Source organism: Sphingobium cupriresistens LL01 (assembly GCF_001046645.1).
GTDB lineage: Bacteria > Pseudomonadota > Alphaproteobacteria > Sphingomonadales > Sphingomonadaceae > Sphingobium > Sphingobium cupriresistens.
Genome location: NZ_KQ130438.1, coordinates 7501 through 32989, shown reverse-complemented (window position 1 = coordinate 32989; position 25489 = coordinate 7501). Strand labels below are relative to the sequence as shown.

Annotated in this window: 24 protein-coding genes (1 of these 24 cut by a window edge); 16 read left to right on the top strand and 8 right to left on the bottom strand. The window is 62.8% G+C overall.

All coding sequences use genetic code 11. From position 1 onward, the window contains the following. Window positions 1-101: 101 nt before the first annotated feature. On the bottom strand, window positions 102-572 hold the full coding sequence (locus V473_RS20105) for a MarR family winged helix-turn-helix transcriptional regulator (RefSeq protein ID WP_066609096.1): 471 nt from the start codon (window positions 570-572) through the stop codon (window positions 102-104). Between the two features lie 174 nt (window positions 573-746). On the opposite strand from V473_RS20105, the gene V473_RS20100 reads away from it, so the two are divergent. Genes V473_RS20100 through V473_RS20060 form a run of 9 tightly spaced genes read left to right on the top strand, consistent with a single transcriptional unit; the run spans window position 747 to window position 7775 of the window. After that, complete coding sequence (locus tag V473_RS20100) at window positions 747-1886, top strand: amidase (RefSeq protein ID WP_066609212.1); 1140 nt, start codon at window positions 747-749, stop codon at window positions 1884-1886. Then, window positions 1886-3052, top strand: a complete 1167-nt coding sequence (locus tag V473_RS20095) for an acyl-CoA dehydrogenase family protein (protein WP_066609095.1) — start codon at window positions 1886-1888, stop codon at window positions 3050-3052. The genes V473_RS20100 and V473_RS20095 overlap by 1 nt, the downstream gene beginning before the upstream one ends. A 21-nt stretch (window positions 3053-3073) precedes the next feature. After that, the gene (locus V473_RS20090; RefSeq protein WP_066609094.1) at window positions 3074-3436 is read left to right on the top strand and encodes a hypothetical protein; all 363 of its coding nucleotides are present in this window, start codon (window positions 3074-3076) and stop codon (window positions 3434-3436) included. Beyond that, complete coding sequence (locus tag V473_RS20085; RefSeq protein ID WP_066609093.1) at window positions 3433-3969, top strand: nuclear transport factor 2 family protein; 537 nt, start codon at window positions 3433-3435, stop codon at window positions 3967-3969. The genes V473_RS20090 and V473_RS20085 overlap by 4 nt, the downstream gene beginning before the upstream one ends. Next, window positions 3966-5222 (top strand): aromatic ring-hydroxylating dioxygenase subunit alpha, encoded by a 1257-nt coding sequence (locus V473_RS20080; protein WP_066609092.1) that lies wholly within the window; start codon window positions 3966-3968, stop codon window positions 5220-5222. Before V473_RS20085 ends, V473_RS20080 begins: the two co-directional genes overlap by 4 nt. Then, window positions 5219-5740, top strand: a complete 522-nt coding sequence (locus tag V473_RS20075) for an aromatic-ring-hydroxylating dioxygenase subunit beta (RefSeq protein WP_066609091.1) — start codon at window positions 5219-5221, stop codon at window positions 5738-5740. The genes V473_RS20080 and V473_RS20075 overlap by 4 nt, the downstream gene beginning before the upstream one ends. Further along, window positions 5737-6477, top strand: coding sequence for an SDR family NAD(P)-dependent oxidoreductase (locus V473_RS20070; RefSeq protein WP_066609090.1), 741 nt, complete (start codon window positions 5737-5739; stop codon window positions 6475-6477). The genes V473_RS20075 and V473_RS20070 overlap by 4 nt, the downstream gene beginning before the upstream one ends. Before the next feature lie 7 nt (window positions 6478-6484). Continuing rightward, window positions 6485-6979, top strand: a complete 495-nt coding sequence (locus V473_RS20065) for a flavin reductase family protein (RefSeq protein ID WP_066609089.1) — start codon at window positions 6485-6487, stop codon at window positions 6977-6979. A 1-nt stretch (window position 6980) separates the two neighbouring features. Beyond that, on the top strand, window positions 6981-7775 hold the full coding sequence (locus V473_RS20060; RefSeq protein ID WP_216628562.1) for a 2-keto-4-pentenoate hydratase: 795 nt from the start codon (window positions 6981-6983) through the stop codon (window positions 7773-7775). 189 nt (window positions 7776-7964) lie between these two features. Here V473_RS20060 and V473_RS20055 read toward each other — a convergent pair whose 3' ends face one another. Further along, the gene (locus V473_RS20055; protein WP_244884551.1) at window positions 7965-9092 is read right to left on the bottom strand and encodes a Gfo/Idh/MocA family protein; all 1128 of its coding nucleotides are present in this window, start codon (window positions 9090-9092) and stop codon (window positions 7965-7967) included. Window positions 9093-9120: 28 nt separating this feature from the next. Further along, on the bottom strand, window positions 9121-10368 hold the full coding sequence (locus V473_RS20050; RefSeq protein ID WP_066609086.1) for an MFS transporter: 1248 nt from the start codon (window positions 10366-10368) through the stop codon (window positions 9121-9123). A 222-nt stretch (window positions 10369-10590) separates the two neighbouring features. Between V473_RS20050 and V473_RS20045 the strand changes: the two genes are divergently transcribed. Then, on the top strand, window positions 10591-11643 hold the full coding sequence (locus V473_RS20045) for a sugar phosphate isomerase/epimerase family protein (protein WP_066609085.1): 1053 nt from the start codon (window positions 10591-10593) through the stop codon (window positions 11641-11643). 54 nt (window positions 11644-11697) lie between these two features. Continuing rightward, window positions 11698-12648 (top strand): sugar phosphate isomerase/epimerase family protein, encoded by a 951-nt coding sequence (locus V473_RS20040; RefSeq protein ID WP_169793973.1) that lies wholly within the window; start codon window positions 11698-11700, stop codon window positions 12646-12648. Between the two features lie 88 nt (window positions 12649-12736). Here the strand turns inward: V473_RS20040 and V473_RS20035 are convergent, their stop codons facing one another. After that, window positions 12737-13816 (bottom strand): LacI family DNA-binding transcriptional regulator, encoded by a 1080-nt coding sequence (locus V473_RS20035; protein ID WP_244884549.1) that lies wholly within the window; start codon window positions 13814-13816, stop codon window positions 12737-12739. A gap of 10 nt (window positions 13817-13826) precedes the next feature. Beyond that, window positions 13827-15962, bottom strand: coding sequence for an outer membrane protein assembly factor BamB family protein (locus V473_RS20030; protein WP_082679258.1), 2136 nt, complete (start codon window positions 15960-15962; stop codon window positions 13827-13829). A gap of 444 nt (window positions 15963-16406) precedes the next feature. Here V473_RS20030 and V473_RS20025 point away from each other — a divergent pair, with 444 nt between their 5' ends. Together V473_RS20025 and V473_RS24600 are read left to right on the top strand one after the other, a co-directional pair. Continuing rightward, a complete protein-coding gene (locus V473_RS20025; protein WP_066609083.1) occupies window positions 16407-18644 on the top strand; it encodes a TonB-dependent receptor in 2238 nt (745 codons plus the stop codon). Between the two features lie 280 nt (window positions 18645-18924). After that, entirely contained in the window at window positions 18925-19446 is a 522-nt protein-coding gene (locus V473_RS24600) for a hypothetical protein (RefSeq protein WP_066609081.1), read from the top strand. A gap of 169 nt (window positions 19447-19615) precedes the next feature. On the opposite strand, the gene V473_RS20010 is transcribed toward V473_RS24600, so the two are convergent. From V473_RS20010 to V473_RS20000, 3 genes are read right to left on the bottom strand one after another with little or no spacing between them, the layout of a single operon-like run. Then, window positions 19616-19891, bottom strand: coding sequence for an HU family DNA-binding protein (locus V473_RS20010; RefSeq protein WP_066609209.1), 276 nt, complete (start codon window positions 19889-19891; stop codon window positions 19616-19618). Between the two features lie 53 nt (window positions 19892-19944). After that, window positions 19945-21249 carry an MFS transporter gene (locus V473_RS20005; RefSeq protein ID WP_066609080.1) on the bottom strand — a complete coding sequence of 435 codons (1305 nt, stop codon included), beginning with the start codon at window positions 21247-21249 and terminating at the stop codon, window positions 19945-19947. 39 nt (window positions 21250-21288) lie between these two features. Then, on the bottom strand, window positions 21289-21852 hold the full coding sequence (locus V473_RS20000; RefSeq protein ID WP_244884548.1) for a DUF3237 domain-containing protein: 564 nt from the start codon (window positions 21850-21852) through the stop codon (window positions 21289-21291). Between the two features lie 54 nt (window positions 21853-21906). On the opposite strand from V473_RS20000, the gene V473_RS24210 reads away from it, so the two are divergent. The 3 genes from V473_RS24210 to pobA form a co-directional block, all read left to right on the top strand. Beyond that, window positions 21907-22077 (top strand): hypothetical protein, encoded by a 171-nt coding sequence (locus V473_RS24210; RefSeq protein ID WP_169793972.1) that lies wholly within the window; start codon window positions 21907-21909, stop codon window positions 22075-22077. A 3-nt stretch (window positions 22078-22080) separates the two neighbouring features. Continuing rightward, window positions 22081-24504 (top strand): hypothetical protein, encoded by a 2424-nt coding sequence (locus tag V473_RS19995; RefSeq protein WP_066609079.1) that lies wholly within the window; start codon window positions 22081-22083, stop codon window positions 24502-24504. A gap of 168 nt (window positions 24505-24672) precedes the next feature. Continuing rightward, window positions 24673-25489, top strand: the 5' portion of a protein-coding gene (pobA, locus tag V473_RS19990; RefSeq protein ID WP_066609207.1) for a 4-hydroxybenzoate 3-monooxygenase. It continues 353 nt past the right edge of the window; 817 of the gene's 1170 nt are visible here — the first part of the coding sequence; the start codon lies at window positions 24673-24675; its stop codon lies off the right edge, out of view.

The following is a 25489-nucleotide window of genomic DNA, read 5'->3' as shown; positions in this document are numbered from 1 at the left end:
CAGGCCGTCGGCGCAGATGCGTCGGCGGCCTTTTCCAGCATGTATAAAGAAGGCCCGGCCAAATCGTTCGACCGGGCCTTTCCGTGTCCAGCGAAAGGCGGTCAGCCCGCCAGACTGCGGGTGATGGTGCGTAGCAGTTTGTTAAGCGTTGCGACGTCTTTTTTGGACAAATCCTCGAACGCGCGCGCGTAAATCCGGTTGGCGGCGTCCCAGGCCTGACGCCCGGCGATGACGCCCACCGGGGTCAAGGTGACTTCGGTGACGCGACCATCTGCCGCGCTTTGACGACAGTCCACCAGATTATCTGCCTGCATACGTTTTACGATCTTGGTCATGGTTGGCAGTTTGACGATGGCATGGTCCGCAATCTCGCTGACGCTCAGCGTGTCCCGGTTGCGCAGGGTCATCAGCACGCGCCAGCGCGGAATATCGAGGCCGAGGGGTTTGAGCGCCAGCTCCATTTGCAAAAGATAGCGTCCGGTGAATCGCGTGAGCCAGTAGAAGGGCCATTCCTCCATATTGAAGGGGGTGGCGGCTCCGCCGGTTTCGGGTTCCTGTACCTCTTCGACCATTTGCAATCCCTGGTTCTGCGGGCCCTCGGAACCCAGATGGTCCGCAATCCCTCCACGTTCAAAGCCCTACTGGCAGAGCGGAGTGGGTTCAAGCATCAGAATGCATGAAAATTACTTGACTATTCACGTAATATGTTCCAGTTTTCATTTATCAACCAACAAAGGAATTCGGCGATGTCCGCCATCCTGATCGAAAGCTATGACGCGCCGGGCGATGGTCCGACCGTGGCCGTGAAGGACTGCATCGACATTGCAGGTTCGGCCACATGCTGCGGATCACGCGCCTTGGCCGATGTCGCGCCGGCCCGCGATCATGCGCGGGTCGTTCAGGCGCTGGTCGATGGCGGCTATCGCATCGTGGCGAAGGCGAACATGCACGAATTGGCCTACGGCATGACCGGCCTGAACAAGTGGACCGGTCCTGTCGAAAATCCTCTTTTCCCCGCTCTCATGCCCGGTGGTTCGTCCAGCGGGTCGGCGGCGGCGGTGGCGGCCAGAATGGTCGATCTTGCTCTGGGCACGGATACGGGCGGATCGGTTAGGATGCCGGCCGCCTGTTGCGGGGTCATCGGCCTCAAACCCAGCTATGGAAGGTTGAGCCGTGTTGGCGTGATGCCGGCCAAGTCCGCGCTCGACTCCGTCGGGATTTTCGGCCGCGAGATGTCCGTGGTGGAGCACGCCATGGCGCAGATGGATCCCAGTTTCCTGAGGCTGGAAACGGTCGGGCCGGTTTCGATCGGGGCGGTGGACGTGGTCGCGGCGCGCGAGATCGCTGCCGCGGTCGAGGCTGCCTTGGCGTCCTCCGGCGCAGGGATAGAGTCCTGTCGTCTGCCGGCGATCGAGGATGCTTTTCAGGCCGGGGTCATCCAGATGGCTGCGGAGGCTTCGGCGGCCTATGGCCATCTCGTCGCGAGCGGTTTGCTCGGCGAAGATGTCGAGCAGCGGCTTCGCGGCGCGCCGGCCATGGCGACCGTGGAACGCCTTGCCTGGGCGGAAGGCGTCAAGGCCGCCTTTGTGGCGCAGGTTGACGCTCTGCTCGACAGGTTCGCCGTGCTGGCGCTGCCGACGCTTCCGGATTTCCCGCCGCGCATTGACGATTTAGGCGATGCCAAAGCCATATTGCGGCTGTCTTCGCTGGTTCGTCCGTTCAATCTCAGCGGGCATCCCGCCATCTCGCTGCCGCTCGCCACGCCGTCCGGCCGTCCGGCCGCGATTCAACTGGTCGGGCGACGTGGCGATGATGCTCGGCTTTGCGCCATCGCCCGGATTTTTGCCGACGCTGGATCGCTTTTACAACATAAGGAACAAATTTGATGAATGCGTTCAATGCGCTGCATGAGTGCGATGCCGCGCAGCAGCCTGCTATTGCAACGGTTTCGGATGAACTGATCGCCTCGCTGCGGGGGCGTCGCCGCGAATTTGCCGATCTGGGGCAGCTTCCTGCCGACGTGGTTCAGACGCTCCGTGAACTGGGCGTCTATCGTGCGCTCGTGTCCGCACGCTATGGTGGCGTGGAAACATCTCCGGCGACTTTCCTGCGCCTGGTCGAGCGGTTGTCAGAAGCCGATGGGTCGGTCGGCTGGGTGGCAAGCTTTGGCGTTTCGAGCATGTACTTGGCGTCGCTGCCGGAGGAGACGCTGGCCAAGGTCTACGCCGGCGGCCCGGACGTCATATTCGCAGGCGCCCTATTCCCGCCCCAGCCCGCCGCGCGGGTGAAGGGCGGCCTTCAGGTGTCGGGCCGCTGGAAATTCGGCAGCGGATCGACCGGAGCCGACATCATCGGCGTTGGCATAAAGGTGGACGGGGATCAGGGCGGCCTTCCGCGCATGGCGGTGATGCCCGCATCGTCCGTCACCATCGAACGCAATTGGGACGTGATCGGCCTTCAGGGCACGGGCAGTCATGACTTGGTGGTGGACGGCGTCGTCGTGCCGGACGAATGGACCTTCATCCGCGGCGGCAAGCCCAGCCTCGACACACCGCTTTATCGTTATCCATCAATGGCTTTCGCTGCACAGGTGCTCGCCATCGTCGGCGTCGGCGTGGCGCGTGCGGCGCTCGACGAGATTACCCGAATGGCCGGCGGTCGCGCTTCGATCACGGGCGCACCGACGTTGGCCGATCGCGCCTATGTCCAGAGCGAAATCGCCAAGGCGGAGGCCAAGCTGCGTTCGGCGCGGGCCTTCTTCTACGAAGCGACCGACGATGTCTGGGCGACGCTGTGCGCCGGCGGGGCGGCGTCTGTGAAGCAGGCAGCGCTGTTGCGCCTGGCCTCCAGCCATGTCGCGCGCATAGGCTGCGAAGTCGCGCAGACCGCCTTCATGCTGTCTGGCACCACCGGCATCTATAATGATCAGCCGATCGCGACCTATGTCCATGATGCGATGGTCGTCGCGCAACATGCCTTCCTGTCCGAGGGCACTTGGCAGAGCGCAGGTCGCGTCCTGCTCGGCCTCGACACGCCGCCCGGATTTCCCTGATCGAAACGAGGATAGACTGCCATGACGGATATGCCTGCAAAGCCCCTGCGCGCCCTTTTCTGCGGCGCGGTGCTCCAGAATTTCTTCGACCTGCCCGCTGCCGAGATCGGCAAGGTCTGGGCAGCCACCGGCGAGATGCTCAAGGGCATTCGCGACCTGCCGGGCGTCACCGTGCTCGGCACATTGGATGATGACGAAACCATGGTCGGCACATCGCCCAATGGCTGGCCCTGGACCTTCTACATCCTGGCCGATGTGCCCGATCGCGCGACCGCCGTCGCCGCCTGCAACCTGTTTCGCACGATCGAGGTCGGCGAATATCGTTTGTGGAAATATATGCGCGTCGAAGCCCGGATCGGCCGGGAGTTGGTCATCCCCGCATGACGGACGGCAGCGTCCCTGCAACACTCAGCCAACGGGTCGCGCTGCTGGAAGCGGAGGGTGCTGTCCGGCGGGTCGTGATGGACTATTTTCGTCTATGCGACAGACTGGGTCCGTCGACGCCGATGGAGGTGTTGGGCTCGCTGTTCACGCGCAATGCCGTCTGGGAAGGCCGCGGCCGCTACCGCAAGGCCTTTGGGCGGCATGAAGGACGCGACGCCATCATCGCCATGCTGGCCAGCTACATCGATCCGCCGCATTTCGCGCTGAATGGCCATTACCTCTCGTCAGAGGGCATAGACGTGCTGGATGAGAGCCACGCGACCGGGCGTTGGATGATGTTGCAGGTATCGACCTATCGCGACGGCCGTTCGGATTTCCGCAGCGCGGCGCTGACCATAGACTGTGTTTTCGAAGAGGGCGCATGGCGCATGGCGCACTTCGTAACCGAGAGTATCTTTTGCCGGGATGTCGGCCCGTGGAATGACAAGGCCGATATTTCCGTCCCCCAGCCAGACGCCGAGGAGGGCGCATGAGCACCACTGATTTTGCTGCACTGGTGAAGGATGATCGCGTCCACACCGCGCTCTACAAGGACCCTGCCATCTTTGATGAGGAGATGGAGCGGATTTTCAACAACACATGGGTTTGGGTCGCCCATGCCAGCGACGTGCCGACGAAAAACACCTTCAAGACCTCGTGGGTCGGCCGCCAGCCCGTCATCGTGACGCGCGACAAGGAAGGCAAGCTTCATGTCCTCCTGAACCGCTGCCGCCACCGCGCCGCCAGCGTGTGCGAGAAGAAGAAGGGCAAGGCCAGCGTCTTCGTCTGCCCCTATCATGGCTGGAGCTATGATGTGGACGGCAAGCTGCGCAAGGTGCCCCATGCCAAGGGCTATGAGGAAGGGTTCGACACGGCGGACTTCCCGCTGATTTCGCTGCGGACCGAAGAATATAACGGCCTGATCTTCGCGACGTTCAAGCGGGATATCGAGCCGTTGGCCGACTTTCTGGGGGCTGCGAAAAAGTGGATCGACCTTTTTATGAAGCAGGGCGCGGGCTTCGGCGTGAAGACGCTGGGCGAACACAAGTTCCGTTTTCCCGGCAACTGGAAGATCCAGCTCGAAAACACCACCGACGCCTATCATTTCCCGATCGTGCGCAAGACCTTTCTCGACAGCCTGGACGCGGCGACTGAAAATATCTTCGACGTGCTGGGGCAGGGCGGCTGGGTCGAGGACCTGGGCAATGGTCATAGCGTCATGGTGATGATCCCCGACTTGATCGACCTGGAAGATAATCTCGATGCGCCGATCCCCGATCGCTTCGCCGATCTGGCGAAGGAACTGGCTGACGAAGGCTATCCCGACGTTCAGGTGCGCCGCATAGTGCGCGCGGTGGGCGGATCGGGCTTCAATCTCAACCTCTTCCCCAATGTCGCCTGCTCCATGGCCTTCTTCCGCGTGCTGCGGCCCGTATCGGTTGACGAGACGGAGATCACCCATGTCGCCATTGGCATGGACGGCGGCCCGGCGGCAGGCAATCGCGCGCGGCTGCGGCTGCACGAACATTTCCAGGGGCCGATGGGTTTCGGTACGCCCGACGATGCGGAAGGGTGGGAACGGGTGCAGCGCGGCGCGCGGGCGGGCGATGATCTGTGGATCATGCTCAATCGCGGGGTCGACGCGCCGCAGGGTGCGGCCGAACCGGGCCATGATGCCGGCGACGTCAGCGCCGAGACCGGGATGCGCGCCGCCTATCAGATGTGGAAGAGGATGATGAGCGCATGAGCATCGACCTTGAGGAGCAGAGCGACGTGACGGATAAGCAGACTGGCGCACCGACATTTGAGGAAGCCATCGCCTTCATCTGGGTGGAGGCGGACATGCTGGACCGGCTGGACTATCGGCCCTGGCTCAAGCTGTGGACGGAAACCGGCCAATATATCATCCCGGTCGAGCGTGACGCCGATTATATCGATACGCTCAACATCGTCTATGACGACAAGGACATGCGGGAGGCGCGGGTGAAGCGGTTGCTGTCGGGCTTTTCCATGTCGTCGGCGCCGCCTGCGCGCACGGTGCGTACCGTGTCGCGCTTCGTGACGGAGGCGCGGGACGACACGTCGATCACTCTGCGCGCCGCGCAGATGCTGGCCGAATATAAATATGGCCATATGCGCATGTTGCCCGCCGACACGCGCTACCGAATCGTTCGGGCCGGGGACGGAACGCTCCGCTTCGACGAAAAGGTCGTGACCCTCATCAACGCCGACGACTATCAGTTCGGTATCGGATATCTGCTATGAATCGCTGCGCCCTCATCACCGGCGGATCGCAGGGGCTGGGCGCGGCGATCGCCCGCGCTTTCCATCAGGCGGGTTATCGCGTGGGCGTGTCCGACATTGACGGCGGCGCGGCGCAGGCATTGGCGGACGACCTGGACGCCAGCGGCGAAAGCGCCATCGGCCTTACACTCGACGTGCGCGATCAGGTTGCGTTCGAAGCCGCGCGCGATACGCTGATCGCCCGTTGGGGTTCGGTCGAGGCGCTGGTCAACAATGCGGTCGTCACCATTGTCCGTCCAGTGCTCGACATCAGCCCGGACGAGTTCGACCGGGTTCTGGCGGTCAACCTGCGCGGCACCTTCATCGGATGCCAGGTCTTGGGTCGCTATTTCAAGGACCGAGGCCATGGCCGCATCGTCAACATCGCCTCGCTCGCGGGGCAGAATGGCGGCACCGCGACCGGCGCCCATTACGCCGCATCAAAGGGCGGGATCATCACGCTGACCAAGGTGTTCGCGCGCGACCTGGCTCCGTTCGGCATCACGGTCAATGCGATCGCGCCGGGGCCGCTCGACCTGCCGTCCGTGCGCGCGCTGGTGCCGGAGGACAAGCTGGAGGGGATTATCGCTGGTATTCCCGTCCGTCATTTGGGCCGTCCCGAATTCGTGGCGTCGACTGCCGTGCATCTGGCCTCTTCCGAGGCCGCTTTCGCCAATGGCGCCATATGGGACATCAATGGCGGCCTGTTGATGCGATGAGGAGGGCATGATCGAGACATGGGAGTTTCGCGCCGCGATGGCGCGGCTGGGGGCTGCGGTGAACATCATCGTCACCGACGGTCCGGCCGGACGCCATGGCATGACGGCCTCGGCTGTATGCTCCGTCAGTGACGACCCGGCCTCGCTCCTATTGTGCATCAACAAATCGGCGAGAATGCATGACGTGCTCAAGGGCAATGGCCGGCTGACGGTCAATGTGCTGGCGGGCGGACAGGCTGGATTGTCCGGCGCCTTTGCCGACAAGACCCTGGACATGGATGCGCGCTTCGCAGCAGCTGATTGGATCATGTCCGATCATGGCGTGCCCGCGCTGACCGGCGCGTTGGCAGCCTTTGGCTGCGCCGTCGCTTCGGTCGTGGAAATGGGCAGCCACAGCATCTTCCTGTGCGAGGTGCAGCATCTGATGATCGGCGAGGAAAAGTCGGGACTTGTCTATTTCGCCCGTCAATATCATGCGTTGCCGATGCGGGATGCGGCCTGACATGGTTGCGGTGGAAATTGCGGCGAGTTTCGTCGCGGCGCGCAGGCGCGGTCATGGTCTGGCGAAATTTCCCGGCCTGTTCCCCTTGGGTCTGGAGGATGCCTATGCGATCCAACTGGCCGCCATCGAATTATGGCCTGACGCTATTGCCGGTTGGAAGGTCGGGCGTCTCAGTCCGGCACTGGCCGACCGGTTCGGGAAGGATCGTTTCGTAGGGCCTGTCTTTGCCGGCGGCGTGATCCGGCTGGACAAAAGTGAGGAAGCCGATTTCCCGGTATTTGTCGGAGGGTCCGCGGCATTCGAAGCGGAATATGTCATGGTCCTGGATAAGGACCAGCCGTCCTTGCAAACAGGCGTCGATATCGACCAAGCTCGCCGTCTGGTGGGGGAGGTAAGGATCGGCGTGGAAGTGGCCGGAAGTCCGCTTGCCATCATGCCGCATCTCGATGCGCTGGCATCTATCGCCGATCTCGGCAACAATAACGGACAGATCGTCGGGCCGGCCGTTCCGCTTGACCTGCTCAGCGATCCCCGCGCCATGACCTGTGCCACCAGCATAGATGGCGTCTTGATACGCAGCGCCACGGCTGCCGATCTTCCTGGTGGACCGTTGACTGCGCTCGCCTTCGCACTCGACCAGTGCGCGAGACTGGGCTTCCCGCTCAAGGCAGGGCAGTTCGTGTCGACCGGCGCGGTGACCGGTATGCACTGGGTCCGGGCAGGCCAGCATTGTGTCGCCGATTTCGGGCGTTTCGGGAAGGTTGCGTGCCTGGCGGTGCCGGTCGGCCGCGCCTGATGCCCAGATCGACAGGCCATTTCACGGAGTGCCTGCGTCCGCAATTCATCTCGCTGACCGGGCCGGTTCGAGCAAGATCATCCAGGCCGATGTGGGCCTCTCTTTGACAGGGTCGCTAAGGGGAAATGGCGTCACGAACGAAAGCAGCGCGCCGCCGCATTACCGTTGAGGGGCGGGGCAAAGGGCGTCTCAGAGGCGTCGCCAGCCATCATTGTCCGCTGCGCCCGTGACGGCTTGTTCCAGAAACGACATGCTGCGCACACCCTCCTCGATGCCCTGAAGAGGCGTTGCAGGCGCTTCATGCAGAATTGCCATTCGCAGATCCGAATAAATATTTGCGAGCGCCTCGATAAAGCCCTCCGGATGACCGCCCGGCAGGCGCGTGGCGGCGTGCGCATCAGCGGTCAGCCCTGCCCAGCCGGCATGACGCTGCTCGCTCTTGCCGCTGCCCCAATTGATCGTCAGCAGGTCGGGTCGTTCATGGCTCCAGTCCAGGCCGCCCTTGTCTCCCCACAGCCGAATGCGCAAATTGTTGCGTTCGCCGGTTGCGATCTGGGAGCAGGCGATGATCCCGGTGGCGCCATTGGCGAACCGTGCAAGAATGGTCGCATCGTCGTCCAAAATCCGGCCAGGAACGATCCGCTGCAACTCCGGATTGATCTGCGCGACCCGTTCGCCGCTCACGAATTCGGCGAGATTGAAAGCATGGACGCCGATATCGCCGATGCAGCCGCCTATGCCGGCGCGGGCAGGGTCGGTACGCCATGCAGCCTGTCGGTTGTTCCGGGTTTCGACCGGGTCGGCGAGCCAGCCTTGATAATATTCGACGACAATCTTGCGCAGCGTGCCCAATGCGCCGGCCGCCACCATCGATCGGGCTTCCCGCAACATCGCATAGCCGGTGTAGCTGTAGCTGAGGGCGTAATGGCGTCCGCTGCGCTTCACGACCTTCGACAGTTCCAGCGCCTGGGCGAGCGTCGCGGTGGCCGGCTTGTCCGACATCACATGGACACCGGCCCCCAGCGCCGCGCATGCGATCGCGAAATGGGTGTCGTTTGGCGTCACTATGGTGACGAGGTCGATGCCATCCGTCCGCTTCGCCTCCTCGCGCAGCATCGTTTCATAGTCGGGATAGGCGCGGTCAACGTCGATGCCATACGCTTCCCCGGCCTGCCGGGACGCAGCGGGATCACGGGAGAAGGCCCCGGCGACCAGCCGGATATTGCCGTCCAGTTCGGCAGCCCGGCGATGAACTGGGCCAATGAACGAGCCGATGCCGCCGCCAACCATAGCGAGACTCAAAACGGGTTTGCTCAAAATATCCTCCGAGGTGAAAGCCGGGGCGTCAGACCGTCAGATCGACGTCCGTGGGTTCGACGATCCGCCGCTTGTCGCGAAATGCCAGAATGATGAGCATGGCAGCGACCAAGCTGACAGTGGCGGGCATCAGCCATATGGCGCGCCAGTCATGATCGGTGGGCGATACCGTATTGGCGAGATAGACGGCGCCGGCGATGTTGGAGCCAACGACCGTTCCTATCCCCTGCGTAACCAAGGCCAGAAACGCCTGCGCGCGCGATCGCTGCGTGGCCGCGAACTTGCGGTCGATGTAGATCTGGCTCGAAACGAAGACGAAGTCGTAACAGACCCCGTGGATGATGATGCCGAACAGGAGCAGCGGCATGACGGCTTGGCTGCCCTCATAGCCCCATCCGAAGGCGACGAAGCGCGCCGCCCAGGCCGATACCCCCAAAACCAGCACCCATTTGATGCCCATGCGCACCAACAGGACGGGGAGGGCGATCAGGAACAGAGTTTCGAACATCTGGCCGGCCGTCTGGATCGCCGTCGCTTCGAGGCGGGCGCCGAACAGGGTGATAGCGAGATTTTTTTCCACGAAGAAACTGTTGGCATAGGCGTCGTAAAAGGATTTGGGCAGCATCATCACGAACATCGCGACGATGAAGACCCAAAAGGTCCGATCGCGATGGTTGGGAACGATATCGAGTCCAAAAAGACCGGCGACATTGAGCGGCGCGCGACGCGCACGCGGCGGCGCGTCCGGCAGAGTGAAGGCGTACAGGCCAAGCAAGATGTAGACGATGGCGGATATCTGCATAGGCATGGCTGTCTCGGCCGCCCCAGGGATCAGGCCGATCAGAAGCCCGCCAACGATCCAGCCGATCGTTCCCCACACCCGGATCGCTGGAAATTCGCGCGTTCCGTCCTTTACGCCATGCAGTGCGATGGAGGTGGCCAGCGGAATGGTGGAACTGTAGAAGAGGAAATGAAGCAGGCAGCCCAAGAGGAAGGTCGTTTGCGACTGGGTGATGGTCGATACCCACAGGAGGGCGGCACCCGCGCCGAGGCAGAGCAGGGCCATGACCTTCTGGGCTGCGAAATATCGATCCGCGATCATGCCTACAAAAAGGGTGGAAAGGATGGTCGCGATGCCGATCAACCCGAAGGTCGTGCCGATGATGTCGTCGAACTGCAGGCCCTTGCTCATATAGCTGCCCAATGGGACCAGCCAGACGCCCCACGCGAAATATTGCGCGAACATCATTATCGACAATCGGGATTTGATCATCATCCGGCCCTTCGTTTCATCCTCTGTTCATGGTCGGTTTTCGGCCATGCGACGCTTTTGACGCCTGCGTCTTCTTCCGGGCCTGCGTTAACCAGTCTCTGGCTGACAAACAAGAGAAATCGTTTTCTTGAATAGTCATGCTTGTTGTGGGATCAGATATGGGAATCGGTGCGTCAAGGATGCAGCGCGCTCGGAAATGGGCGACGAGAATTGAAAGGAGAGTATGTGAAAACGATAACGGGACCAGGCTTGTTCATCGCTCAGTTCATGGGCAAGGAAGCGCCGTTCGATACGCTCGACAATATGGCAGGCTGGGCAGCCGCGCTTGGCTATAAGGGGCTGCAGCTTCCCACCGGGGTCGGCAGTTTCATCGATCTGGAGATCGCCGCTGAAAGCCAGGATTATTGTGACGAAATTATCGGCGTCCTGGCAGCTCATGGACTGGCGGTAACGGAATTATCGACCCATTTGCAGGGGCAGCTTGTGGCTGTCCACCCAGCCTATGACACGCTTTTCGATAGCTTCGCGCCTGAAAGCCTGCGTGGGAACCCGATCGCGCGCCAGCACTGGGCGACCAACCAGCTCAAGCTTGCGGCACGGGCGAGCGCGCGTATGGGACTGAGAGCACATGCTACATTCTCAGGCGCGCTTGCCTGGCCTTATGTCTATCCCTGGCCGCAGCGACCGGCGGGCCTGATCGAGGAAGCCTTTGCCGAGCTTGGAAGGCGCTGGAGTCCGATTCTCGATGTCTTTGACGATTCCGGCGTCGATTGCGCCTATGAACTGCATCCTGGCGAGGACCTGCATGACGGAGCGACATTCGAGCGGTTCATGAAAGCCGTCGGCGATCATCCGCGCGCGTCCATCCTCTACGATCCAAGCCATTTCCTGCTGCAACAGATTGACTATCTTGGCTTCATCGATCGCTATCATCAGCGGATCAAATGTTTCCATGTGAAGGATGCGGAATTCCTGCCCAATGCGCGGACTGGCGTCTATGGCGGGTATGAGAATTGGATCGACCGCGCCGGACGCTTCCGTTCCCTGGGCGATGGGCAGATCGACTTTGGCGGCATCTTCTCGAAAATGGCCCAATATGAATTTCCCGGCTGGGCTGTGCTGGAATGGGAATGCGCACTCAAGCATCCCGAAGATGGGGCGCGTGAGGGCGCCATCTTCATACAGGATCACATCATTCGGGTGACACCGCATGCCTTCGACGATTTCGCGGCGGCGGACATGGACGCGCGGGCCAATCGGGCCTTGCTCGGCCTTTGAAGGACTAAAGTGCATCGGCGCCGACATGGGGAAATGGATCAGGAGAGCGACGGCATGCAGCGAAGAGAATGGCTTAAGGGACTATGCGCGGTGGCGATGCTGGGCGGTTGCGCGGGATTGCCCAGAAAGACGGCGTCCCGCGATGGTTTTTTTGCGCAACGGAAACTCGCCATCGGGATTCAGCTTTACACGCTCGCGCAAGCGGCGGCCGCCGATCTGGATGGCACTTTCGCCAGCCTCGCCGGAATTGGCTATGGCGCCGTGGAATTGGCGGGTCTTATGGGAAAATCGCCGGCGCAGGTCCGCGCATCCGCCGACCGGGCCGGGCTGAAGCTGACCAGTTTTCACATTCCCGCCGAATCGCGCGCGCCGGGAGATCTCAGTTTGGCGAGCGACGCGGGAAGTCTGGCTGCGGATCTGCATATGCTTGGCATTTCCCGCGTCGCGATGCCGATATTTCGTATTCCCAAGCGTCTGGGCGTCATGCAATCAGGCGAAGGCTTTCTCGCTTTTCTCACGCGCATCGCTCCCCACCTTACGGCTGACGACTGGAAGCGCGACGCTGCGCTGTTGAATGAAAAGGGCGTGGCGCTGGCGCGGGAAGGCATTGAGCTTGGCTACCATAATCATAATCCTGAATTTGCGCCGCTGGGCGGCGCCACCGGCTTCGAGATATTGATGCGGGAGACCGATCCGTCGATCTTCTTCGAAATGGATGCTGGATGGGTGGCCGCCGCCGGCTTGTCGCCGATCGAACTGCTGCGGCGCTATCCTGGCCGTTTTCGGATGATGCATGTGAAAGACATCCTGCCGTCCACCCGGCCCAATTTCGTCCTGCAGCAAAATCCGACCGAAGTCGGGAAGGGCTTGATCGACTGGTCAGTGTTGCTCGATGCGGCCTTTGACGCCGGGGTGCGGGATTTCTTCGTGGAGCAGGAACCGCCATTCACCATGGATCGCCTTGCAGCGCTCAAGATCAGCCACGACTATCTTGCGCGGTTGTAGATGATGATGGCATGGCAGGCATCCGGCGTGAGCCTCGCTCTCGCCGAGCCGCGGCCGTTGTAGCGGATCGACCAGTCGGTTGGCTGCCTCAAGCGGGCGCGGTCGTCGCTCTGGGCGAATCCAGTCGCCCAAGCGAAGGCGCGGCGCTGCTTTGCCGCACGATCAGGCGATGGGACAGGGTTACGGATTCCAGCCCGTCCTGATGACCGTCCAATATTTCCAACAGCATTCTGACCGCCCGCCTGCCAATCTGGGCGCTTGGCTGGGCGATGGTGGTGAGTGGCGGGTTGAGGAAGCGAGCAAAGCGAATATCGTCGCAGCCCACCAGCGAGACGTCGTCCGGACAGGTAAGGCCCAGATGGCGCACGGCGCGCAGCGCGCCTATGGCAAGTTCATCGCTGAAACAGAATATCGCCGACACATCATTCTCGCAGAGAAGCTGACTTGCCTCGGCAAAGCCAGACTCCACGCTAAAGTCGCCGCTGCGAACAAGGATATCGGCAAGGCCCGCATTTTGAGCGATCCGGCGTGCGCCCTCAAGCCGGTCGCGGCTCAAAGGGCTGTCGAGCGGCCCCGTGATCACGCCGATGTTGCGGTGGCCAAGATCTACAAGATGCCGCAGGGCATCAGCGCCTGCCGCGACATTGTCGATATGCACACTGGAGACTTGCAATCCCGGACTATATTCGCACCCATGGACAATGGGCATGGGAACTTCGCTCGCGGCAACCGAGGTTGCCAATATTTCCGGCAGGCGATGTCCCAGGAAAATGAATCCGTCAACCTCGCGCCGTTTAAACATGGTGGCATAGCTGTTCTCGATCACCGGGTCCGACCGGGTGTCGCCCAGCACGACTGAATAATCGGCTTCGCGCGCCGCTTCTTCCGCCCCGCGGATGACGTCAGAGAAAAAGGGATTTGAAATATCGGGTACGGTGACAAGGATCTTCGATGATTTGAGCGTCCGGAGGGAACGTGCCGCGCGATTGGGTTCATATCCCAGCTTGGCGACGGCCGCCTGGACGCGCTTACGCATAATTTCATTGACTTTATCCGGTTGGCTGAGGGTCCGCGAGACCGTCGCCACGGATACTTTTGCCATTTTCGCTACGTCACGGATTGTCGTCATGGGCGCATCATGCGGATGATAGCTCGGACTGTCGAGCAATCATCCGTCCTTAGCGGCTTTTGGGCAATGCGAAGGCGACATAGGCGGCCCCCTGAGGCCCGGCGGGATTGCGAGAGCCGCTTGTCGCGATCACTAAGAACTGACGGCCATTGACGCTGTAGGTGACCGGCGTGGCGGTGCCTGCGTAGGGAAGCTGAGTTTCCCAAAGCAGCTTGCCGGTCCGGCTGTCGAAGGCCCTGAACTTACGGTCATAGATGGTAGCGCCGATGAAGAGCAGGCCGCTGGCCGTGACGACGGGGCCGCCATAATTTTCAGAGCCGGTGTTGCCCATGCCCTTGGCGGCCAGTTCTGGATATTGGCCGAGCGGCACGCGCCAGAGATATTTACCGCTATTGAGATCGATGGCGTTGAGCGTGCCCCAGGGAGGCGTCACGGCAGGATAGCCGTCCTGGTCGATGAACTTATTATAGCCTCCGATGGTGTAGGGGGCCGGTTTGGCCGCTTGGCCGATGGCCGCCACCTCGCGGCCGCCGCCGCCAGAAGGAGGCGACTTCCCATTGTTGACGAGGAAGGCGGTGAGCGCTGCAAGCTGAGCGCCGGCCACCTGGGGGAAGCCGGGCATACGGCCCCGACCATTGGCGATCACCATGCGGATCTCATGGGGAAAAAGTCTGGACCCCACGCCGACCAGAGCTGGAATCTCCGGGGGCGACCCTTTGCGGTCGGGGCCGTGGCACGCCGAGCAATTGGCCTGGTAGACCTGCGCGCCCACATCTCCGGCCGGAGACTGCACATTGCGCACAAGTCGCGTATACCAGGGAACGTCATTCGCGTTCACGTAGAGAATGCCATGCCTGGGATCAAAGGCGGAACCGCCCCACTCGGCCCCGCCGTCGAAACCGGGAAATATGACCGTGTCCCGCTCCGTTGAGAAAGGCACGAACTGGCCTTCGCTGCGCATGGTACGGAACTTCGCAAGCGCGGCCGCATGGGCCCCCGGTGTGCGCCGGGTCAGCATATCCCTGGTCAGCCGCTGGCGGGCAAAGGGTTCCGGCAGGACCGGAAAGGGCTGGGTGGGGGAGGTGAATTCGCAGGGTACATCGCTGGCGGGCACCGCGCGTTCCTCGATGGGGAAAAGCGACTTTCCTGTTGCCCTGTCGAGGACGAAGATGAAGCCTTGCTTGCTTGTCTGTGCAACAGCATCGACCATGCGGCCTTCATGTCGCACTGTCACCAGCGTAGGCGGCGAGGGGAAATCCCGGTCCCACAGGTCGTGATGCACCGCCTGGAAATGCCATAGCCGCTTGCCATTGGCGGCATTGAGGGCGACCAGGCTGTTGCTGAAGAGATTGTCGCCCTTTCGGTCGCCGCCGAAAAAGTCGAAGACGGGCGAGCCAGTCGGCACGAAGAGGATGCCGCGCTTCTCGTCAACCGCCATGCCTGCCCAATTGTTCGATGCGCCGGCGGTCCTGTAGGCATCGGCCGGCCAAGTTTCATGGCCCTTCTCGCCGGGATAGGGGATCGTATGGAACGCCCATCTTATCTTGCCGGTGCGCACGTCATAGGCCCGGATCGTGCCGGGCGCGGCCGGTGCATTCTCCGAGGTTCGGAAACCCATGATGAGCAGGTCGTTATAGACGACGCCCGGCGTAGTGGCGAACACGGCGACGTCGTCAGGATCGCGGTCCAACCCTTCGCGAAGGTCTATGCGACCGCCCTGGCCGAAGCTCTGAACCGGCTTGCCGGTCTTGGGATCGAGCGCATAGACGAAATTGAGGCTGGAAACGAAGAGGCTCCGCCCAGTGCGATCGGACCAGTAGGACATGCCGCGGACGGGCTGGCCGCTCGTCAGGCCCGAATTGAAGCGCCACAGCAGCTTTCCGGTTGCTGCATCAAGGGCGAAGGCCGACTGGTCGGCGCCATAGCCGTAAAGGATGTTATCGATGACGAGCGGGGACGTCTGGAGGCCACCCTGCGCGCCTGCATCGAACCGCCAGGCCTGCGTCAGCTGGGCGACATTGCCCGGATTGATCTGGCTCAACCTTGAGAAGCGTTGTCCATTCTCCCCGCCATAAGTCTTCCATTCGCCTGGGTTCGGTCCGTTGCCTGAGCAGGCGGCAAGCAACAGCATACCCGTTGCAATCAACGAAATGAAGGCTCGGCGCGCCGAAATCTTGTTCGCCATGTCAGTCCCTGGTTCCGATCAGTCGGCGGCGGGTATCGCCGCTCTCAGCTTTCTCAAGAATGGAAGTTGCCGCATCGGCGGAAGGTGCGTCGCGGATCGTCATCGCCGGCCTGTGCTGTTGCTGGGACGTCCTCTACGCGCCGGCCTGCCTTCCGCTGGCAGCAGCTGCTCATGAAGGCTGGCATAGGCAAAGCCATATTGTCTGTAAAGCATTTCTCTCAGAGCACTCTCATGGCCAGGCCGACCTATGATGAAGAAGCACTTATAAGACGAGATTGCGAGCCAGTTGAGAATCGGGTTGACATTTTTAGCGCGAGTGATCATTCGCATATCAAGAAAACGATTTCTAAGGTTCGCTGTGACAATGGCGGGTCAAAGATGCAATGGGAGGGTGTTGTGAAAAATCGTCTATTTTCGTCTACCGCGTTTATCGGCTTGGCGTGCATGAGCGTTGCCGCCCACGCGCAGCAGGCGCCACAGGATGGCGGAGGCGACACTGGCGACATCGTCGTGACCGCGCAGAAGCGCACCGAAAATGTCCAGGACGTTCCCAAACAGGTCGATGTGCTGAGTAGTGAAGTGCTGGTGAGCGCCGGCGTTACCCGGCTCAACGAATTGTCCAACATTTCGCCCTCGGTTACCGGGTCCGATCAGACGCAGAATGCCCGCGCGCCGGGCATTCGCGGCATCGTGTCAATCGCCAACTCGATCGGCGTCCAATCGCAGACCGGCATCATCGTCGACGACATTCCGTTGCCGACCTATTCGACGCTGGCCAACGAATTGACCGATGTTCAGCGCGTCGAAGTTTTCGCTGGTCCCCAGTCCACCCTGTCGGGTCGTAATGCCGCCGGCGGCATCATCAACATCGTGACCCGCGCGCCCAGCTTTACGCCAAGCGCCGATTTCGCCTTTGAGCAGACGACGGACGAGCAGACCCGGTTCAACGTGTTCGCAACGACGCCGGTCAGCAATACGGTCGCGTTCAGCGTTTCCGCCTTCCTCAATCATTGGGCCGGAAACCTGCGCAACAGCGAAAAGCCGGGAAAATTCGGAGGCTGGAAGACCGAAGGCGTGCGCGCCAAACTGCTCTGGCAGCCTAGCGAAGCCTTTTCTGCCCTGTTGACAGGCTATTATCTTTCGACCGATCGCACGGCGGGTCCGTTCATCGCCGGCGGTCCCTATTTCCGTGCCGACAATCCCGCAGCCTATCTGACGCTCGACCAGGGACGCAATCCGCTGTCCGCGCTGCCCTATACGATTAAGAATGGCAATCGCACCTTCACTTCGGAACAGACGGCGACAGCCGATACGCGCGATAAGGGACTTTCGCTGCGTCTGGATCTGGATGTGGGTGACCTGGGCACCTTGTCGTCGATCACTTCTTATTCGAAGAGCGCTCAGCCTCGCGCGGACGTCTTCTTCGGTTACCCGGACAATCCGGCGACCTTTTTTGCCTATACCGACGTACAAACTGAATATAAAACGCAGGAAATCCGTCTGGCGTCGCCCTCTAGCGGCAACCTGACCTATCTGGTCGGAGCCATCTACACCGACACGGCGATCGACCAGCCCTATGTCCGGCGGCAGGTCTTCCCGGTAAACTGGTTGCGCTATGTCGATCAGAAGAGTTTTGCGGTCTTTGGCCGCGCAACCTGGCAGTTCACCGACAAGGATTATCTGACGGGGGGGCTTCGCTACCAGCATGACAAGCAGGATTATCGCTGGGACTTCCGCAATGTGGCGACAGACGCCGTAACCCGCACCTCCGCGGGTGACAGCGGCTATGGTTTCTGGGGCGGCGAGGCCAGCCTGCGGCATGAATTTACGCCGGATGTCTCCATCTATGCCACTTATTCCCGCGCGGAGACGGGCGAGGCCTATGACGTGGAGAATAATGCCGCAGCGTCCATAGGCGAACTGGTGCCGCTGGAAAGCGAAACCGTCAACAATATAGAAGCTGGCATGAAGGCGCGCTTCTTCGATCGGCGGGTCACATTCAACATCAACGGCTTCCTGGCGAACTATAAAAATTATCAGGTTCAGTCGATCGATTCGAGCAATCCTGGCGTTGCGCCGGTCATTCGCCTCCTCGCGATCGGCAAGGTGCGGACCCGCGGCGTGGAAACCCAACTGAGTTTCCGGGCCATCGATGGCCTGACCCTGTCCACCGCCGGCTCCTACACCGACTCCTATATCGTCGATTATCCCGGTGCTGCCTGCTATCAGGGGCAAACCGCAGCTCTTGGTTGCATGGCGCTTCCGCAGGGCGGCACGTCGCAAGGCAATATTGCCGGACATCGCCTCCCCAATTCGCCGCGCTGGAAGGGGACGGCTAGCGTCGATTATCGCACGCCGATCGGGGGAGGCGTCGATATCACCGGCAACATATTCTACCGCTATCAGAGTTCGGTGATCTACGACCTGCTTGGCAATCCCAATACGCGCCAGCGCGGTTATGGCGTCCTCAATCTGCGCGCCGGTCTTGCCTCGTCGGACAGCGGCTGGTCACTCGACTTCTTCGTCAACAATGTCACCAACAAGCATTTCCTTGTCGGTATCGGCGATGCGTCCAACCGTTTCACCGCGCCTGCAGGTACAGCCGCGCCCACCACCCTTGTGGCTCGCTACGACCGTGCCAGCTTCCGCTATGGCGGCGTGCGCGCGACATTATCTTTCTGAAGCCGGACGAGGCGATTGAGTTGTTGCGCGACTGCACGCGCGCAACCGGGGGCGGCATCCATGCCTGGGTGCCGCCCTTTTCTGCGGCAAACCGGACCATCGACAAATTGGCGCCGACCTGCACGATCGCATCGACATCGTCGCCATCCAACGCCAGCACCGTATCGCGCAGTCGGTTGCGCGTGCGACAGCACTCGATGCGCTATATCACGGCTTTGCGCCCTGGGTGACGTGCTGGGCTGGCGGAAGAAGTTCGGCGTGCTGGGGCCATCGACCAACGGTGGTGCAGCCCGATTTCGACGATCTGCGTGCCGGCGTCACCAATCATTACAGCCGCATCATCGTGGAGGATGCCAACGCGCTGTCCGCCGTCACCTTCTACGGCGGTGCGGAAGGATCAGCGCGGTGGTCGAAGGCGATCGAGGATGTCGCAGGCATTCCGCTTTGCACGGGCGCGCAATCGCTGATCGCCGCATTCAACGCTCATGGCGGAATCAGGAAAGTAGCGGCTTTGTCGCCCTATTACCCTGTCGCCAATGCGGAGGTCGCCAATTTTACGAGCGACCATGGCGTGACCATGGTGCGCGACACGCCGCTGCTCTGCCCAAGCTGGACTGCGATCGCGGAGGTGCCCGCGACACTGGTTGAAAAGCCTGTCACCATTACCGTGTCCACGCCCATCTCGTTCGCGCGCGGTTGCAATGTGTCGGGGAAAGCGCCGTCCGGCGATCCGCGTGGGAAGGCGCGCAACGCTGGCGCCTTTCGCAAGAACATGCCGCCATCCGTGCCGCCCGGCTCATAGACCAGGTTGGTGAAGATCATCGGCACGCCGGCATCGCGGGCGGCGACGAGGCGCTTGTTGGAAGCGAGCGCATCCTCTACCCCGGCATCGCCATCGCCCCGAAATGCGTCACCATCGAGATGTCGCATGAGAGGAGGCGCCCCTGATGTGGAACGCCTCCAGCACAAGATCAGCCGTTCAGCTGATCCTTCACGGCCTTCGCCGGCGTGAACGTAAGCTTTTTCGACGCAGCGATCTGAATGGTCGCGCCAGTCGAGGGGTTGCGGCCTTCACGGGCCGGGCTATCCTTGACCTTGAATTTGCCGAAGCCGTTTAGCGAGATTTCTTCGCCTTTCGCAGCAGCGCCGGCGATCTGCACGAATACGGCGTCGACGAGCTTGCGAGCATCAGCCTTGGTGAGGTCATGCTCGCCGGCGAGGGCGTCGGCTAGGTCGCTATTGTTCATATCGCATCCTTCTTGATAGTGAAGCGCTTCCATTAGAGGCTGCAACGATCGTATCAAAGCCTGATTTTAATTGGGTGCCGCAGCATCGCGAGCAGGGTTGCGCCGACCAGCGAACCGAGCGCCATGACGAGAGCCACAGCCGGGAGGCCGAAATCGAGCGTGAAAAGGAAGCCTGCGAGGATCGGACCCAGTGCTGCTCCGCCGCGGCCGATGCCGATGACGATGCCGGTCCCGCCGGCGCGCACCGCGGTCGGGAAGGAATGGGCCACCAGCGCATAGAGGCCGACCACCGCGCCATTGGTGAAGAAGCCCGCGCAGGCGGCGATCAGACTAAGGCCGGCGAGCGTCGTCTGCCCCTGGCCAAAGAGCGTCACCATCACGGTGGAGGCGACCATCGCCAACATGACAAGTGCGCGCAGCGGTAGCCGCCAACTGAGCGCGCCCAGCAGCAGCGCGCCGGCGAGACCGCCGACATTGGCCCAGACTAGCACGCCGCCCGCGGCGGATGGTGCGAAACCCATGTCCACGACAATCTTGGGCACCCATTTCAGGATGAAGTAGAAGGTCATGATGTGGCAGAAATAAGCGAGCGTCAGCAATATGGTGGTTCGTGCAAGGCCGGGTGCGAACAGAGCCGCGAAGGACGGCTTTGTCGCGGTAGGATCGGGCGCGGGCAAGGCGTCGGCAGGGGCGTGGCCCATGCGGGCAAGCAGGCGGTTGATCCGCGCCAAGGCGCCTTTGGGGCGCTTTTGTAACAGGAAGCCGATCGATTCGGGCAGCAGCCAGAGCGAGACGGGCAGGAAGAGGGCCGTAACGCCGCCGCCGAACAGGAAGATGTCGCGCCAGTCGCCCGCAACCAGCAAGTGCGAGGCGACAGACCCGCCCAGGATCGCGCCGACCGGGTAGCCCGCCGCCATGATCGCGACGGCGAGGCTGCGCGAGCGGGCGTTGGACAGTTCGGCGACCATGGCGTTGGTGCAGGCGAGCATCCCGCCGATGCCGAGGCCGGTAAGCAGACGGATAAGCGAGAGCGACACTACGTCCCACGCCTGGGTCGCGCCGGCCATGCCCGCCGCCATGACGACGAGGCAGCCCAAGATGGTCGGGCGGCGGCCGATGCGGTCGGCCAAGTTGCCAAGAAGCACCGATCCGATCGCCATGCCGATCAACTCCATCGACAGGACGAGGCCGAGCGCGGCGCGATCAATCCCCCATTCCGCGGCGATGCCGGGCGAGGCGAAGCTAATGGCCAGCACGTCGAAGCCGTCGAGCGCGTTTAGCAGGATGCACAGGATGATCGCCGCTATCTGGAGCCGGCCCATGGGGGCTTCGTCCAGCCTGTGCCTGATGTCGGTCATCCTTGGTCCCGCCCCCCTATACTTTATCATCCGTCAGTGTCAGCCGACCGCGAAAATGTCCAGCGCGACATGGTCCTTGAAGCGGGCGGCGGCGCACAGGAAGACGGTGCGGCCGAGCCAGGCGTGGGGGCCGTCGCCCGCCACCTCGAAACGCGGGGTGGTGCGGAAATAATAGAGAGATGGGTCCACCACTTCGCCCGCCGCGATGCGGGCCAGCACCGGCGCGGGGCCATGGCGATAGCCGGGATTGACGACGGAGATGACCGCGCCATCATCCGCTTGCAGCGAATAGCGGGCGAGGATGTCGGCGGTGCCGTCCGTCCGGATCGATTGCCAGTCCGCGCCGCCGGGCAGCACTTTGCCGGTGAGGCGCGGGCCATCGACGCTGCCGCCGGTGATGGGTATGACCCGCTTACGCACGCCATCGACCATGCCCAGTTCCTGCGGCGCGCCGATCAGAACGCGCAGGCGCATGGCGAGGCTGAGCGAGGGGGTGGCGAGCGCGCCGCCGGGCGCCGCGGCGAGCGGGGCGGCGGCGCCGGCAAGAGCCAGGCCGGGCAAGGCCGTGAGCAGGCCGCGGCGGTGCATGTCGCTCGTCATCATCTCTCCCTGCCCGCCGACGTGGCGGCGTTTGCCACAGGCATAAAGGATGATGGCGTGATGGCAAATATGGTCCATGATTTTGCCGAAAACCAGGTCGGTTCCGGCACGCGCGGTGCGGTGTGGGTGAACCGGGCGGAGGCTGGCGACTTCATCCTTCCGCTTGGCTTATGCCTGACCATATGGGAAAGGCGCTGGGGGGCGTGCGTGAAACTGGATGCCGGATAGATTATGAAGCCGTTGCCGATCGACAGGATGATGCGGGCCGCCCGTTGCGCGCTGGGTGGGCTGACGCTGGCCATGCTGGCGCCTGCCGCGGTGGGTGCGGCGGAACCTGCGCCGTTCGAATTGCCCGGCCCGGCGCTGGACATATTGGTGATGCGCGGCGACCAGAGCCTGCCGATCGCGCAAGTGCCCAGCCTGTCCGAAGGCGACCGGCTGTCGATCGAGGCGGATCTGCCCGCCGATCAGGGCGCGCGCTTCATCCTGGTGTCCGCCTTCCTGCGCGGCGCGACCAATCCGCCGCCCAAGGACTGGGTCCGGTTCGCCGAGACTTGGAAGAAGAAGGACAAGGACAAGGCGCTGGTGCTGACGGTGCCCAAGGGCGCGCGGCAGATGGTGCTGTTCCTGGTGCCCGACACCGGCGGAGCGGAGGGCGTATTGTCCGACGCGGTGCGGGGGAAGCCTGGCGAATTCGTGCGCGCGACGCAGGATCTGAACCAGGCGTCGCTGGACCGGTCGCGGCTGGACGCCTTCATGGCGGCGATCAAGGCGCAGGAAAACAGCCATCCCGAATATCTGCGCAGCGTCGCGCCGACGCTGGCGCGCAGCCTGGCGATGAAGCTGAACGAGGAATGCCTGTCCAAGGTGGTCGAGATGCAGGCGGCCTGCCTGCTCGACAATCGCGACGCGCTGGTGTTGTCGGACGTCCATAGCAGTTCGATCGCCGAAACGCTGACCGGGGCGCCCACCGACTTGGCGCTGCAACTGGCCGCGACGCGCGAGGCGGGCTATGGCTTTTACAGCCCCTATATCGGCGTGGTGCGCGACATCGCGAAGATATTCGGCGCGTTCAGCAGCCCGCAATTCGACTATCTGCCGACCCTGAGCGTGCGCAAGCCAGAGGGGATGTCGCTGTTGCTGAACGCCGCGCCGTCCTTCCAGAAACCCAAGTCTGTGATGGTGGTCGCCATGCCCTCGATCGAGGCGGACAGTCCGCCGCGCCTGCGCCGCAGCGGCGACGCGCCGATCTGCGTGGCGCGTGCGGGCACGGTGTTGCCAGTGGAGGGCGCTCCGCTGATCTTTTCCACCCCCTATGCGCGCGAGGTGAAGCTGGCGCTGAAGACGGCGTCGGGCGAGACGGTAGACCTGCCGCTGGAGGCGCGCGCCGACCGGGGCGGTTATGTGCTGACCGGCGATGATGCGCCGCCAGCGTTCAAAGGAACGGTGCAGGGCCATCTTTTTGGCCGATGGGGCTTCGATCGGTTCGAGGGGCCGGACTTCATGGTGCAGATGCCCGATGCGGGCGGATGGACGGTGGAGGGCGATAGCGCCGCTCTGGTCGTCGGGCGCGACAATGGGCTGGTGCTGAAGGGTGGCGCGCCCGCCTGCGTCGAAAGCGTGATGTTGCGACAGGGGGAGGGCGCGCCCAAACCGATGGAATGGAAGGTGCAGGGGCGCGACGCGCTGGCGCTGACCGTGCCGCTGACCGATCGCAAGCCCGGCGCGCTCAGCATCGAGGTCAAATATCAGGGCGTCGCCCAGCCGTCGGCGATTGCGCTGCGCAGCTATGCGCAGGCGAGCCGACTGGACGGACTGCTGCTCCATGCCGGGGACAAAACGGCGCTACTGTCCGGGCAACGGCTGGACCAAGTGGAGAGCGTGGATGTGAACGGCCTGCTGATGCGGCCGGACGGGCTGACGCGCGACGGGGCGGTGGACCGGCTGCGGCTGGTGGGGCAGAGCGATGCGGTCGCGCTCGAAGCCGGCAGCGCGGCGACGGCGCGGGTCAAGCTGCGCGACGAGCGGAGCGTGAGCCTTGCCCTGACGGTGGCGGACGCGCGACCGCAGATAGGACTGCTGAGCAAGGATGTCAGCCTGGGCGCGCCGCCCGCGAACGGCAAGGTGCTGGCGCTCAATGGCGACAATCTGTTGCCGGACAATGGCCAGCTCGTCTTTTCGGTGCGGGCGGGCGAGGGCACGAAATTGAGCGCGAGCGACGCGATCGAGGTTGCGCCGGTCGAGGATGGCGCGACGATCCGACTGACCGCCGCCAATGGCCTGCGGCTGGAAAGTCCCTATGTGATGGTCGCCACGCTGGACCCCAAGGCGATGGCGCCGTCCCTGTTTGGCCCCTTGCGCTTTCGCCTGCTGCGCGGGGGCGAGGCGAGCGACTGGCAACCGCTGGTGACGCTGGCGCGGCTGCCGCAGATCGCGGCGGTTTCGTGCGCAGCGAAGGCGGACGGTTGCACGATCACGGGGCGCGACCTGTTCCTGATCGATGCGGTGGGCGCGACGCCGACTCTCGACCAGGCGGCGCAGGTGGCGCATGGCTATACCGGCTCTGCGCTCAAGGCGCCCGCGCCGCAGGACGGCAAACTCTATTTGCGGCTGCGCGACGCACCCGATAGCGTGGTGACGCTGCCTGCGGCCTGATCGTCGGCGGATAGTCCATTCATGCTTGGTCGCGTTGCCCCTGAAGTGCTGATCCGACGGCGCCAGGTCGGTTGAATCGTCCAAATAAGCGGCTGGTCCCGCCATGGGCGTGCGCTTGGCGACCCGGCATCATGTCCTCCAATGCCAAAGGACATGGAGAGGATGATCATGAAGACGCAGGTCGCGATCGTGGGCGCTGGACCCGCCGGGCTGATGCTGGGGCATCTGCTGCGGGTCGAGGGGATCGAGGCGGTCATCGTCGAGCGGGCCTCGCCCGACTATGTGCTGGGCCGCATCCGCGCCGGGGTGTTGGAGCGCACCACCACCGACCTCATGGACCGGCTGGGGCTGGGCGCGCGGATGCACGCGGAGGGGCTGCCGCATGACGGCTTTCATCTGGCCGATGGGGAAAGGCTGATCCGCATCGACATAGCGGCGCTGACCGGCAGGCAGGTGATGGTCTATGGCCAGACCGAAGTGACCCGCGACCTGATGGAGGCTGCGCCCGAACGCGGGCTGGAGATCATCTACGACGCCGCCGATGTGGCGCTGCACGATGTCGATGGCGACGCGCCCTACATCACCTATAGCAAGAACGGCGCGACCCATCGGATCGACGCGCAGTTCCTGTGCGGCTGCGACGGCTTCCACGGCCCCTCGCGCAAGGCGATGCCGGCGTCGGTCGCGCGCCATTATGAGAAGGTCTATCCCTTCGGCTGGCTCGGCATCCTGGCGGATGTGCCGCCGTGCAACCATGAGCTGATCTACGCCAATCACGAGCGCGGCTTTGCGCTGGCCTCGATGCGGTCGGCGACGCGCAGCCGCTATTATGTGCAGGTGGCGCTGGACGAAAAAGTCGAGGACTGGTCCGACGACCGGCTGTGGGACGAGCTGGCGATCCGGCTGGGGCCGGAGGCGGCGGCGCATATCACCCGTGGCCCCGCGCTGGAAAAGTCGATCGCGCCGCTGCGCTCCTTCGTATTCG

Coding starts and splice junctions, on each gene's coding strand:
- V473_RS20105 (WP_066609096.1), bottom strand. CDS start 572: ATGGTCGAAGAGGTACAGGAACCCGAAACCGGCGGAGCCGCCACCCCC.
- V473_RS20100 (WP_066609212.1), top strand. CDS start 747: ATGTCCGCCATCCTGATCGAAAGCTATGACGCGCCGGGCGATGGTCCG.
- V473_RS20095 (WP_066609095.1), top strand. CDS start 1,886: ATGAATGCGTTCAATGCGCTGCATGAGTGCGATGCCGCGCAGCAGCCT.
- V473_RS20090 (WP_066609094.1), top strand. CDS start 3,074: ATGACGGATATGCCTGCAAAGCCCCTGCGCGCCCTTTTCTGCGGCGCG.
- V473_RS20085 (WP_066609093.1), top strand. CDS start 3,433: ATGACGGACGGCAGCGTCCCTGCAACACTCAGCCAACGGGTCGCGCTG.
- V473_RS20080 (WP_066609092.1), top strand. CDS start 3,966: ATGAGCACCACTGATTTTGCTGCACTGGTGAAGGATGATCGCGTCCAC.
- V473_RS20075 (WP_066609091.1), top strand. CDS start 5,219: ATGAGCATCGACCTTGAGGAGCAGAGCGACGTGACGGATAAGCAGACT.
- V473_RS20070 (WP_066609090.1), top strand. CDS start 5,737: ATGAATCGCTGCGCCCTCATCACCGGCGGATCGCAGGGGCTGGGCGCG.
- V473_RS20065 (WP_066609089.1), top strand. CDS start 6,485: ATGATCGAGACATGGGAGTTTCGCGCCGCGATGGCGCGGCTGGGGGCT.
- V473_RS20060 (WP_216628562.1), top strand. CDS start 6,981: ATGGTTGCGGTGGAAATTGCGGCGAGTTTCGTCGCGGCGCGCAGGCGC.
- V473_RS20050 (WP_066609086.1), bottom strand. CDS start 10,368: ATGATGATCAAATCCCGATTGTCGATAATGATGTTCGCGCAATATTTC.
- V473_RS20040 (WP_169793973.1), top strand. CDS start 11,698: ATGCAGCGAAGAGAATGGCTTAAGGGACTATGCGCGGTGGCGATGCTG.
- V473_RS20030 (WP_082679258.1), bottom strand. CDS start 15,962: ATGGCGAACAAGATTTCGGCGCGCCGAGCCTTCATTTCGTTGATTGCA.
- V473_RS20025 (WP_066609083.1), top strand. CDS start 16,407: ATGAGCGTTGCCGCCCACGCGCAGCAGGCGCCACAGGATGGCGGAGGC.
- V473_RS20010 (WP_066609209.1), bottom strand. CDS start 19,891: ATGAACAATAGCGACCTAGCCGACGCCCTCGCCGGCGAGCATGACCTC.
- V473_RS20005 (WP_066609080.1), bottom strand. CDS start 21,249: ATGACCGACATCAGGCACAGGCTGGACGAAGCCCCCATGGGCCGGCTC.
- V473_RS20000 (WP_244884548.1), bottom strand. CDS start 21,852: ATGATGACGAGCGACATGCACCGCCGCGGCCTGCTCACGGCCTTGCCC.
- V473_RS19995 (WP_066609079.1), top strand. CDS start 22,081: ATGAAGCCGTTGCCGATCGACAGGATGATGCGGGCCGCCCGTTGCGCG.